Source organism: Streptomyces sp. P3 (assembly GCF_003032475.1).
In the GTDB taxonomy this organism is placed as follows: Bacteria; Actinomycetota; Actinomycetes; order Streptomycetales; family Streptomycetaceae; genus Streptomyces.
On the sequence record NZ_CP028369.1, the window covers coordinates 5791784 to 5803225 of the forward strand.

9 protein-coding genes are annotated in these 11442 nt (G+C 73.8%); 2 read left to right on the forward strand and 7 right to left on the reverse strand.

The window, feature by feature from the left end; translation table 11 throughout:
* Position 1: 1 nt before the first annotated feature.
* The 4 genes from C6376_RS25675 to C6376_RS25690 form a co-directional block, all read right to left on the reverse strand.
* Positions 2–2797 (reverse strand): hypothetical protein, encoded by a 2796-nt coding sequence (locus C6376_RS25675; RefSeq protein WP_107445600.1) that lies wholly within the window; start codon positions 2795–2797, stop codon positions 2–4.
* 160 nt (positions 2798–2957) lie between these two features.
* Entirely contained in the window at positions 2958–3371 is a 414-nt protein-coding gene (locus C6376_RS25680) for a Zn-ribbon domain-containing OB-fold protein (RefSeq protein ID WP_107445601.1), read from the reverse strand.
* 111 nt (positions 3372–3482) lie between these two features.
* Positions 3483–4256: a TetR family transcriptional regulator gene (locus C6376_RS25685; protein WP_107445602.1), complete on the reverse strand. Its 774-nt coding sequence runs from the start codon at positions 4254–4256 to the stop codon at positions 3483–3485.
* A gap of 81 nt (positions 4257–4337) precedes the next feature.
* Positions 4338–5186, reverse strand: coding sequence for a bifunctional methylenetetrahydrofolate dehydrogenase/methenyltetrahydrofolate cyclohydrolase (locus C6376_RS25690; RefSeq protein WP_107445603.1), 849 nt, complete (start codon positions 5184–5186; stop codon positions 4338–4340).
* Positions 5187–5355: 169 nt separating this feature from the next.
* On the opposite strand from C6376_RS25690, the gene C6376_RS25695 reads away from it, so the two are divergent.
* Both C6376_RS25695 and C6376_RS25700 read left to right on the forward strand, forming a co-directional pair.
* On the forward strand, positions 5356–6183 hold the full coding sequence (locus tag C6376_RS25695) for a hypothetical protein (protein ID WP_107445604.1): 828 nt from the start codon (positions 5356–5358) through the stop codon (positions 6181–6183).
* Between the two features lie 116 nt (positions 6184–6299).
* The gene (locus tag C6376_RS25700; protein WP_107445605.1) at positions 6300–7019 is read left to right on the forward strand and encodes a peptidoglycan-binding protein; all 720 of its coding nucleotides are present in this window, start codon (positions 6300–6302) and stop codon (positions 7017–7019) included.
* A 48-nt stretch (positions 7020–7067) separates the two neighbouring features.
* Here C6376_RS25700 and C6376_RS25705 read toward each other — a convergent pair whose 3' ends face one another.
* From C6376_RS25705 to C6376_RS25715, 3 genes are all read right to left on the reverse strand, one after another.
* Complete coding sequence (locus C6376_RS25705; RefSeq protein WP_107449179.1) at positions 7068–9395, reverse strand: SpoIIE family protein phosphatase; 2328 nt, start codon at positions 9393–9395, stop codon at positions 7068–7070.
* Positions 9396–9542: 147 nt separating this feature from the next.
* Positions 9543–9923 carry a hypothetical protein gene (locus C6376_RS25710; protein ID WP_173985727.1) on the reverse strand — a complete coding sequence of 127 codons (381 nt, stop codon included), beginning with the start codon at positions 9921–9923 and terminating at the stop codon, positions 9543–9545.
* 305 nt (positions 9924–10228) lie between these two features.
* Positions 10229–11173 (reverse strand): MurR/RpiR family transcriptional regulator, encoded by a 945-nt coding sequence (locus tag C6376_RS25715; RefSeq protein WP_107449181.1) that lies wholly within the window; start codon positions 11171–11173, stop codon positions 10229–10231.
* Positions 11174–11442 lie beyond the last annotated feature (269 nt).

Genomic DNA, 11442 nt, shown 5'->3' on the forward strand with positions numbered 1-11442 from the left:
GCTACGGCGCGTCCACGACCGTTCCGGTCGAGGCCGGGGCGTCCGGCATCGGCCGGTCCCGGTCGTCGCTCAGCGTGAAGCGCACCGACTCCTCGGGTTCGGCCAGCCGGTCCCGCACCGTCGGGATGGCGAACTCGGCACTGGTGGCCCCGGCCGGGAACTGCGGCCCGGTGTACATGTCCACCTGCGACAGCGGGAGTTCGGGGTCGGGCTCCTGGCCCGAGACATCGGACAGCCACTGCGGGTCGACGTCCTTGGTGGACAACTCGGCCCCGTCGGTGACCGGCGCCAACCGCAGCAGGTACCACAGCGGCACCTCGGCGGCCCGGGAGAGCGAGACCCGCCAGGTCAGCGTCTCGCCCTCGGTCGCCCGCACGACGGGCGCCAGGGACACCCGCGGCGCCGGGTCGTCGTTGTGCGCCGTGACCCCGCCCCGGTAGGAGCCGACGACCGCGCCCCGCACGGCCTTCACAAGAAGGTCCTGCGCCTCGTCGTCGCCGAAGAGGGTGTCGCCCTTCACCTCGACCGAGAGGTCGATCGGGTCGGCGCCGGGCCGGACCGCGAGCACCTTCTCCGTCGCCTCACCGCTCTGCGTGTCGACGACGTAGAAGCGGGCCGTGCCGGTGCCGTGTCCGGACACCTGGACCGGAACGTGGTAGGTGCGGGTCCCGGAGTCGCCCTCCTCGACCGTGAGCCGGCCGATGTCGACGCGCGGCAGTGCCGCGGGCGTGACCGCGGGCGTGACCGCGGGCGTGCCGGGCGCCCAACCCCAGGCGTCCATGAACCAGGCCTCGCCGGACCCCGAACGCGGCGTCAGTTCGAGGGACTTGACATGCCGGAGGTCGAGTCGGGCACGGGCGGCGGCGGTCAGCGGCAGGCGCAGTTCGCGGGCCCAGTAGGAGGAGGTGCGGTCGGAGCCGGGCAGCCCGTCGACCCGGACCCTGCCGAGCTTCGCGCGCCGGCCGGCGGAGTCGGCGACGGTCACGTCGAGTTCCGTGCCGGTCGTGTTGGGCGGTACGAACACGCGCAGGGCCAGGCTCCGGGCGCCCGACAGGGAGACCGGGGCGGTGGAGGTGATCTTGGCGGGGGAGCCCGGTGCGGACCACTTCAGCGCGACCGCGCTCTTGCCGGAGTCCTTCGGCAGCTCCCACCACCCGAAGTGCGGGGACATCCCCAGAGCGTTGTCACCCAGACAGGCCTGCGCCGGATCGGGGTCGGCCCGGCAGACCCGGCCGCCGGTCACCGCGACCCCGCCGTCGGGCACGAAACCGCCCGTGCGACGGGCGCCGACGGCGTGCGTGAGAACGCGGGCGGGGTCCGCGGACGGAGCGCGCCTGCCGGAGCCGTCGAGCAGCGGGCGCACCCGGTCGTCGCCCGCGACGAACAGCCGGGCCGCGGCGGCTATGTAGGAGGCGCCGGCCCGGTGCTGCTGGTCGGCGGTCAGCCGGGTGGGCGCGGCGGTGGAGCACACCGGGTCGCGCCGCCCCTCCTCGGGGTCGTCCCCGAAGTCGTCCGAGGACGGCGCCTCGGACGTGCCCGGCGTCCACTCGCTGTTGAAGAAGTTGTGGTTGGCGCCGACGACGTAGACGGCGCTGTGCAGGGCGGCGCCCTTGCCGATGCCGCGCGTCCCGTCGAGGTACGTCTCGCCCTCGAGGTCGGCGACGTCTCCGTCGCAGCCGGGCAGGATCGTCGCGGAGGGGACGTCGGCCACCGGATTCTGGCCGAAGATCGTCGGCCCGACGAGGACGGTCCCGCGGATCCTCCAGCGGACCTTGCCGGGGTAGCCCTCCTGGGCGGCCGGCGGCGGGTAGAGGCTGTCCATGGCGGCCCGGTTGACGCCTTCGCCGCCGCGCGAGTGACCGACGAGGAGCACCTTGGAGAGGTCGGCCTTCGCCGCGCCGGGCACGCCGGCCGGGGCGTCGCCCGGGTGGGCGGCCCAGTCCGCCCACCGGGCGAGGTGCTGTCGCACCAGCGAGGAGCGCGCCTGCGCGCCGCCGTCCTCGGCCTGCCCGTCCTGCCCGTTGACGCCGTTGGCCGAGACGGAGACGGTGACATAGCCCTGGGAGGCCAGCAGTTGCTGGTCCCTCAGGTAGCCCCGGTAGCTGGGGATCTCCTTGGTGCCGGCCGGGCAGGGCCACTCACCGCTCACGTCGTCCTCGGCGCCCGGCGTGTAGCAGGTGCTGTGCCGGCCGTGCAGGAACAGCGCGAGCGGCCGCTTGCCGGCGGCCCCGGCCGGTGCGACCACGACGGCCCGCATCTCGACCGGCTCGGCGTACCCCGGGAACCTCACCGGGTCCAGGCGGTACTCGCCGGTGACCGTGCGGTACGAGCCCGGCCTGCCCGGGTCGACGGAGTTCGCCGGCAGGGGCGCCGCGGACGGGGGCTGCCGGACGGCGGGCGAACTGCGCCTGCCGGCGGGGGAGTCGGCGGCGGGAGCGTCCAGGCGGCGTCCGCTCGCCAGTACCCGCAGATCCTTCAGGGGGGCGGCGCCGGCCTCGTCGAGCGGGAGCCGGAAGGTGCGGCCGTCCGCGGACTGCCTCGGTACGCCGAGCAGCCGGCCACCGGCGTGGAACTCCACGCGGGCGTCGCCGACGGGCACGGGCCTCGGCGAGCGCCACACCAGCTCGCGTGCGGCGCCCGTGCCGCCCACCTGCCAGCCCTGGGGCAGTGCGCGGTCGGCGGAAGCGGCGGGGGGTCTCGTCTCGGAAGGCTGTCGGGCAAGTGCCAGTCCCGGTGTTCCCGCCAGGGCCGCGAGCGCGGCCACGGCGGTGACACCTGTTCGCCGGACACGGATCAAGGTCCACTCCTCAACTCCGGAGCGCGGGAGCCCCGTCCGTCCCGGGAGCTCCTCGCGTCACGGAGGAAGCGAAACCGGATCCTTGGGTTGCCTGTGCGGTCGCAGACCGCCCGAGGAGCGAACGAAACCGGTCACGCGGGAGTGGGGTGAGGTGCGGCGCTCAGTGCCAGGCGCGGTACGGCTCGTCGAGCAGCTGGAAGACCGGCTCCCCGCGCACCGGGTCCTGCGCCGTGGACAGCCGGACGCGGGCGCCGCTGTGGATGCCGATGAGCGGCCCCATGACCCTGCCGCGCACGACGAACCCTTCGGTCATCTCCACCAGTGACACATTGCGCGCCGCCGGGGTGTTGCGGTGCACGACCGTGGCATGGCGGACCGTTCCGGCGCCCTCGCTGCGCTCGGTGCGCAGGTCGCTGCCCTGGCACACCGGACACAGCAGCCGGTGGTACATCGTGGTGGCGCACCAGGTGCAGCGTTGGAAGAGGATCGTGTCGCCGTCGGCATGCGGGCGGTCGAGGACGCCCGCCGCGGAGCGGACGGTCTGCTGTACGGCGGTTCCTGAGTGGTGGTACACGCGGGTCAACTCCCTGCACTCGGCCGGAATCCACGTGCGCGGTTCACCCGTGCACGCACGTGCCCGGTCGACCGTGCCGCCGTGCACGGCCACAGCGTATGGCACTGAGTGTCACAGGTAAAGGCACTGCGTACCCTGATCTCCCGGGGTCCGGTCCGGCTCGAGCGTCGTCTCGATCTCCCGGAGCACACGCCACAGCGGCGTTCCGCGCCGGGTGACCACCACCACGACGTCCTCCGGGTGCTCGGCGGTGGACGGCACCGCGGCGGGAGTGGGGGCGGTGGCGGGAGCCGGGGGAACACCGAAGGCCGACTGCACGAACCCGAGGGCGTGGTCCACGGTCGCGGTCGCGTCCCCCCGGCCGTCCGAACGCAGCCAGGAGCGCAGGGCGTTGTTGTGCGCGGCCACCACCGCGGCCGCGATGACGTCGGCGTGCAGGGTGCCGTGCGCGCGGCCGGTGAAGCGGCCGCGAAGGTACTCGGCCAGGGCGCGCTCGTAGCGCCAGACCACCGACAGCTCGTACGCGCGCAGCCCGGGGACCCGCTTGGTGAGCCGGTAGCGCTGTACGGAGAAGGAGGGGTTCTCCGCGTACATCAGCAGGACGAGCCGGGCGGCGTCGCAGACGCGCCGCACCGGCTCGTGCCGCTCGTCGCTCGCGGCGAGGAAGGCGGTCATGTCGGCCAGGCACCGCTCGTGGTCGGGGAAGACCACGTCCTCCTTGGAGGGGAAGTAGCGGAAGAAGGACCGACGGCCGACTCCCGCGAGCGCCACGATGTCGTCGACGGTGGTCTGTTCGTAGCCGCGCTCCAGGAACAGCCGGAAGGCCGCCGCGACCAGGGCGTCCCGCATGGGCGGCTTGGCCGGCGCCTTGTCAGTCGCGCTCATGGACGGGAACGTAACACCTGAACGACACCGATGGCACTCGGTTCCCTCATCCGGGGAACCGAGTGCCGGACCGGCGTCGGGTCAGAGCCGCTCCGCCGCCTCGACCACGTTGGTGAGCAGCATCGCCCGTGTCATCGGTCCGACGCCGCCGATCGGCGGCGCGAAGGAGCCGGCGACGTCGCTCACGTCCGGGTGGACGTCGCCGAGGATGCCCTCGACCGTGCGCGTGAGGCCCACGGACAGCACGGTCGCACCCGGCTTGATCCAGTCGGGGCGGACCATGTGGGCCACTCCGGCCGCGGCCACCACCACGTCCGCCTCGCGGGCGTGCGCGGCCGTGTCCTGCGTGGCCTCGTGGCACAGGGTCACGGTGGCGTGCTCGGTGGCGCGGGTCAGCATCAGGCCCAGCGGACGGCCCACGGTGACGCCGCAGCCGATCACGCAGAACTGCTGCCCGGTGATCTCCACGTGGTTGCGGCGCAGCAGGTCGATGATGCCGCGCGGGGTGCAGGGCAGCGGGCCCGGGATGCCCAGCACCAGTCGGCCCAGGTTCGTCGGGTGCAGGCCGTCGGCGTCCTTGACCGGGTCGATCAGCTCCAGCACCGCGTGGGTGTCGATGTGGGCGGGGAGCGGGAGCTGCACGATGAACCCGGTGCACGCCGGATCGGCGTTCAGCCGGAGCACGGCGGCCTCCACGTCGGCCTGGGAGGCGTCGGCGGGCAGCTCCACCCGGATCGAGGCGATGCCGACCTGGGCGCAGTCGCGGTGCTTGCCGCCCACGTAGGAACGGCTGCCCGCGTCGTCGCCGACGAGGATCGTGCCCAGCCCGGGGGTGACGCCGCGCTCCTTCAACGCCTGTACGCGCAGGGCGAGTTCGCTCTTGATGTCGGCCGCGGCGGCCTTGCCGTCGAGAAGTGTTGCGGTGGTCACGGGATCGGCGAGCCCTTCAGGAGATAAGAACGACGGTCCTGTCATCGTACGACCCCTTCGTCCGCCGACGCCCACGAGTCCCGCCCGCCGCAGCCGTACCGCCAGGTCGGCGGCGTTGCCGCTGACGTAACCTTTGCGCACCGCTTCGCCGCCCACCGGGAGACCTCGCATGCCCGCCGCCCGCCCCCGTCTCCTCTACGTCACCGACCTGGCCTACCCGGCCCGTGGGCGCCGTTACGGCGACGAGGACGTCTTCCTCTCCTCCCGCCTGCGGGCGGACTTCGACCTCGCCCTGTGCCATCCGCTGGACGCGACCGCACTGATGCCTGCCTTCGACGGCGTTGTCGTCCGCAACAGCGGACCGGTCCTGGGCTACCGGGCGCAGTACGAGGCCTTCCGGGAGCGCGCGCTGCGCGACGGCGTACGCGTCTACAACCCGCTCACCGGCCGCGCGGACATGGCGGGCAAGCAGTACCTCCTCGACCTCGGTGCCGAGGGATTCCCGGTGATCCCCACCGTCGACCGCGCCGAGGACCTGCACCGGCTGCCCGAGGCCGAGCGGTACGTCGTCAAGCCCAAACTCGGCGCCGACTCGACAGGCCTGCGGGTCGTCGCGCCCGACGCCCTGCCGGCTGCCGCCGACGGCTCGCTCCTGGTGCAGCCGTGCGTCGACTTCGTCCACGAGGTCTCCTTCTACTACGTCGACCACGACTTCCAGTACGCCCTGTACGCTCCGCGCCCCGACCGCCGCTGGGAGCTCCAGCCGTACCGGCCCACCGTGCGGGACCTGGAGTTCGCCCACCGCTTCGTCGACTGGAACGGTCTCGCGCACGGCATCCAGCGCGTCGACGCCTGCCGTACCCGGGACGGCGAACTGCTGCTGGTGGAGCTGGAGGACCTCAACCCCTACCTCTCACTGGACGCCCTCGACGAGGAGGCGCGGGACGCCTTCGTCGCCGCGACGACCCGCTCCCTGCGCCACTTCCTCGCACAGTAGCCCCGCCCTTCCTCGCGGGAGCGGCCCGGTCCGCGGGCCGCGTCGGGCGGGGGCCGTTGAACCCGGCGGCCCGCGCGCCCGTATCCCATCCGGGGGACCCACGGGAGGGAGACCAGGTGCCGACACCGGAGGAACCCGGACAGCCGCACGACCGCCAGGTCCTGGAGCCCATCCGGGTCCTGAGGCCGCGCAACACCGACGCCCTCGCGGAACTGTTCCGCGAGATGACCGAGGACCCCGCCGACGGCTACGAGGCCGTTCCGCTCCCGGGGAGGACCCCGGGCGACGAGGCCGAGACCCGGGAACTGCCCCCGGCGCCGGCCGTCGGCGCGCGAGCCCGGCGCGCACCCGGGCGCGGGGTCCGGCCGGTTCCGCGCACGGCCCCCGCCCGCGCCGCCCGGCCCGCGCCCCGCGGGGCCGACGGGCCGCCCCGCGTCGCGGTCGCCGCCGTCGCCGTGCTCGCGGCCGCGCTCCTCGGCTTCGCCGGCGCGCTGTTCCTGCCCGGCCGCGACGGCGGAGCCGCCGCCGGGGCACAACCCCCCGCACCCGCTCCCACGCCGACCGCCGCCGCGAGCGCGTCCGCCGATCCCGACGGCGCGGGCACCCTCCGGCAGGGGGACGGCGGCCCCGAGGTGACCGAGCTCCAGCGGCGTCTGCTGAGGATCCCGAACGTGTACGACAACGGCCCCACCGACGGCCGCTACGGCAGCGTGCTCACCGAGGCCGTGGCCCGGTTCCAGCTCTGGTACGGAATCCGCGGCGACGAGTCCGGCGTGTACGGCGACGACACCCGCCGCGACCTGGAGTCCCGCACCGGGTCGGCCGCCGCCGGATGACCGGGCGACGGCCGGGTGCGTGCCGGGCGGGGCGGGAAGGGGCAGGCCCTACGGCTCGCCGTCCCTCGGCAGCCGGATGTCGAGGACGCACACGTCGTCGCGGCCGTCGGGCTCCAGCACCGCGCCGAGCAGCCGCTCCAGCGGCGCCGGACCGGCCGGCCCGCGTCGGGCGGCGGCCCGGGCGAGCCGTTCCAGGCCCCGGTCGATGCTCTCCGTGGGCCGTTCGACCAGACCGTCGGTGTACAGCAGCAGCCGGTCGCCGGGTTCCAGCAGGACGTCCGTCTCCTCGTAGCGGGGCGCGTCCGTCGCGCCGAGGAGCATCCCGTACGGGCGCTCGAGGTAGCGCGCTTCGCCGTCCCGCAGCAGCAGCGGCGGGGGATGGCCGGCCTGCGCCCAGACGAGCCGGTGCTCGCGCGGGTTGTAGCGGGCCAGCATCATGGTCGCCGAGCCGTGCGGATCGCGGGAGTGCAGCAGCAGCGCGTTGAGCCGGCTGAGCGCCCCGGTCAGCGACGACCCCGTGATGATCATGCCCTTGGCGGTGAACCGCAGCAGCGCCATCGCCGCGACTGCGCCCAGACCGTGCCCCGCCACGTCGCCGACCACGAACAGGGCTTCCCCGTCGGGTAGTTCGATGGCGCTGAACCAGTCCCCGCCGACGCTGAGATCCGACTGCGCGGGCAGGTACGCGACGTCCACCCGCAGTCCGGCCAGCCGGACGGGCTGCTTCGGCAGCGGGAGCAGCGCGTCCTGAAGACGGGCGGCGGCCGTGCGTTCGGCCTGCAGCACACCGTGCTGGGTGAGCATCGCCCGCTCGCTGGCGACGAGCGCGAGTTCGGCACTGCGCTGCGCGGTGAGGTCCTGCACGAAGCCGTGCACCTCGACGGGCGTGCCCTCGGCATCCGGCACGGCCTCCGCGACCACCCGCAGATGACGGACGTCGTCCCGGGTGACCAACCGGAACGGCACGTCGCACGGCTGCCCGCGGCGCACCAGCTCCCCGACGGAGCGGGCCAGCACCGGCACGTCCTCCGGCAGGGCCAGCCGCGGCAGACTCGGAAGCGGGACGACGCCCAGGGCGGGGTCGCGTTCGAGGATGGCGAAGACCTGGGAGGACCAGTCCCCCTCGCCCGTCACCAGGTTCCAGGTGACCCAGCCCAGGTTGCCCAGCCGCTGCACGTCCGCCAGCCGCTGCTCCTGCCGGTCCGAGGGATCGTGGCGGACCCAGCTGACGACCAGTCCGTCGCCCAGCCGCGCCGCCCTCGCCGAGTAGGTGGACAGCTCGCTGAAGCCGGCGATCATCTGCTGCAGGGCGAACGGCTCGCCCTCGAACGGCTCGTCGCCCGCCAGTGTCCGCAGGCAGCCCTGCCACAGGGGTTCGCCGGCCATCTCCGGCCAGCACTCCAGGAAGCGCAGACCGACCAGCTCGCGCCCGCTGCGGCCCCTGGCGTCGCAGGCCATCCGGGTGGCGGCGTCGACGCGGAAGTCCTCGACGTGCCCCGACGCGGACCGCAGGGGCGAGAGGAGCACCGCGGAGACCGGCAGTCGGTCGAACATCGTCTGTACGGCGTCCGCGCCGAACGCCGCGGCGGGCCGACGGGCGTCGAACGTGCGCAGCGGGCCCGCGCAGAGCTGGGCGACGGCCAGCAGATGTTCCCGCACGCGCGGGGTGAACGGACCCTCACGGCGGCGGAGGATGCCCAGCGCGACGTCGGCCGACGCGCCGGTGACCACCGGCAGCCAGGCCCGGGTCGGCCAGCGCCGGGGCGGATCGCCGATCAGCAGATGCCGCTGCGCGTCCTTGTCGAGGTCCTCCAGCCAGCACGGCCGGCCGGACTCGAGTGCGTCGCGGGCGGCGATCCCGCTCACCGGCGGAATCCGGCCCCACTGGTCGGCCAGTGTCTCGTCGATCCCGGCGTGCCCCACGAGTTCGAGCCCGCCGCCCGGCAGCCGCGCGTAGATCATGACGGCGTCGGCGCCCACGTCCGGGGCGAGGTGGTCGAGGAGCCTGCGGGCGAGATCCTGCGAGCCGCCCACCCGGACCAGGGTCCGGCTGAGCCGGCCGAGGGCGGTGGCGTCGATCTCGTCGCCGGCCGGCTGCGGCGTGCTCTGCTCCGGGGCGTCGGCGGAGGGAGCCGCGGGCTCGGTGTGCGGCGGTGCGGCGAGGGCGCCGAGGGTGATCCAGCACTCCTCCAGCAGTGTCCGCCGCGCGGCCTGCGCCCTTCGGCGCAGTTCCTCCTGGGCGGCGTCGGGGGTGCAGCCACGCTGTGCCATCAGTGCGCCCTTGGCGCGCTCCAGCACGGCCGCGGTGGCCGCGAGGTCCTGCAGTCTGTCCATCTCGGCGCGCTGGCGAGCCACGACGCGGGTCAGCGCGGCCATGTCGGGGACGCCGCCGGACTCCGCGGGCAGGGCGGGTTCGCTCGTCACGCCTCGAGCATGGCACATGGGCGCGGATCAGATCGAGGTCTTGCGACAACCCTCCCGCCAGGTGCTATGGCCTGCGAGGACATCGTTGCGACACCCCGCTCAGCGCCCGGCGTTGTGCTCCGTCAGGGCCTGGGTGACGGCGCGGACGCTGCGGGCGATGTGCTGGAGCTGCATGACCTCGGCCGCGTACATCTTGATGGTGTGCTCGATGACGGACTCGGCCAGTCCGAGCCGGGGGAGGTCGGCGCGAGCGGTCTGCAGAGCCGTACGGGCGACCCGGACCTCGTTCTGGACCTGGATCTGCGCGTGCCGGGCGAGCAGCACCGGGTGGCGCAGCAGGGCGGGGTAACTCGCGTACCGCGCGGGCACCAGCTCACGCAGCCACTTGGCGGCCGAGCGCTCCCAGTCGTAGCTGCCGGGCGTCTTGACCTGGCACGGCCAGTCCGAGCTGATGCGCGTCGTCGTCAGAGTCATGATCATCGCTTCCGGTATGTGGCGTCGTGACGGTGGTCCGACGGTTCGGGGCGGCCCCGGTCCAGGGGATGACCGGGGCCGCCTAGGGCGCTCGCGCAAGCGATGCCCCGAGCACCCCGAGCGCCGACGTGGGTAGGGACGGCGGTCTTCCGGGTGCCCGTACAGGAGCCCTTCGCGGGCGGGTGCGGCCGTGAGCAGTATTTATATATGCCGACGGCTTTGCAAGACGTATGAAAACATTCATGCGTGAAATGCCCGTAATGGTTCCTTTGGTCTCCTCTGTGGGAGGGGGGTGGTCCTGGATCAAACGGTCATTCCCGGAGGAAGAACTGGTGCTGCTCGGCGATCTGCTCGTATTCCTCGAGCCGGGCCTGGGTGCGCTCGGGGCCGGCGTCGGTCATCGCCTGGAGCAGCGCCGCGGCCATCACGCCCGGGGCGGCGTACGAGTCGAAGACCAGGCGGGAGCCCGTGCCGGTGGCGAAGGTGGCGTCGGCCTCGTCGGCCACCGGCCCCAGCGCGAGGTCGGTGATCAGTGCGACCTTGAGGCCGGCGCTGCGCGCGACCCGCACGGCGGTCAGGGTCTCCTGCGCGTGCCGGGGCATCGAGAAGGCCAGCACCCAGGTCCCGCCCGCCTCCCGGGACTGCAGCAGAGCGTCGTACGCGACGCTGCCGCCCCGGGTCACCAGCCGCACGTCCGGGTGGACGCGGCGGGCGGCGTAGGCGAAGTACTCGGCCAGCGAGGCGGAGATGCGCAGCCCGAGGATGGTCAGCGGCGTCGACTGGGAGAGCTGCCGGCCGACGTCGATGACATGGTCGGGGTCGGCGAAGTCGCGCCGCAGGTTCTCCAGGTTCTCGATCTCCGCGTCGACCGCCGCCTGCAGCTCGTTGCTGCGGTTCACCTCCGCCGCCGGGCCACCGGCCAGCGCGCCGAGCGCGATCGACTGGAGCCTCTCCCGCAGCGCGGGATACCCGCTGAAGCCCACCGCCGCGGCGAACCGGGTCACCGAGGGCTGACTGACGCCGACCCGGTCCGCGAGGTCGGTGATCGACAGGAATGCCGCCTCGGTGATGTGCTCGATCAGATACTGGGCGATACGCCGTTGTCCCGGGGAGAGTTGAGGCCCGTCGAAGAGCGCCCGCAGCCGGGAGGTCGGCGACACCTCCGTCTCCGGCCCGGTTCTGCCCGAGGTGATCGCGGATGCCTGTGCGCGTGCCTGCTGCGGCGATGGCGCCGGTGCGCCTCCCTTGTCTTCCACGAGGCTCAACATAGCTCAGGGGCCCGCCCGGCAAGGGAGGGCCGAGAGCGGGCGAGGACGCCTCCGCGCACCCTCGGTGATCGCGGATTACCGCCGGTACGACGCGGTCCTGGGCCCGATGCCGGTCACCGGCTGCCCGGAGCCCCGACGTCGTCTCCGGCCGCGCGGGGCCCGGCGTCGTCTCCGGCCGCCCGGGCTCGGCGTCGTCTCGGGTCGTCCGGGGGAGTGGTTATCGGCCGCGAGGGGTTCGGTGGCATCGGCGGCTGCCA

What these genes read in the sequence shown, in the direction of transcription:
- C6376_RS25685 (WP_107445602.1), bottom strand. Translation starts at nt 4,256, where the DNA reads ATGAGCGCGACTGACAAGGCGCCGGCCAAGCCGCCCATGCGGGACGCC.
- C6376_RS25695 (WP_107445604.1), top strand. Translation starts at nt 5,356, where the DNA reads ATGCCCGCCGCCCGCCCCCGTCTCCTCTACGTCACCGACCTGGCCTAC.
- C6376_RS25705 (WP_107449179.1), bottom strand. Translation starts at nt 9,395, where the DNA reads ATGGCCGCGCTGACCCGCGTCGTGGCTCGCCAGCGCGCCGAGATGGAC.
- C6376_RS25710 (WP_173985727.1), bottom strand. Translation starts at nt 9,923, where the DNA reads ATGATCATGACTCTGACGACGACGCGCATCAGCTCGGACTGGCCGTGC.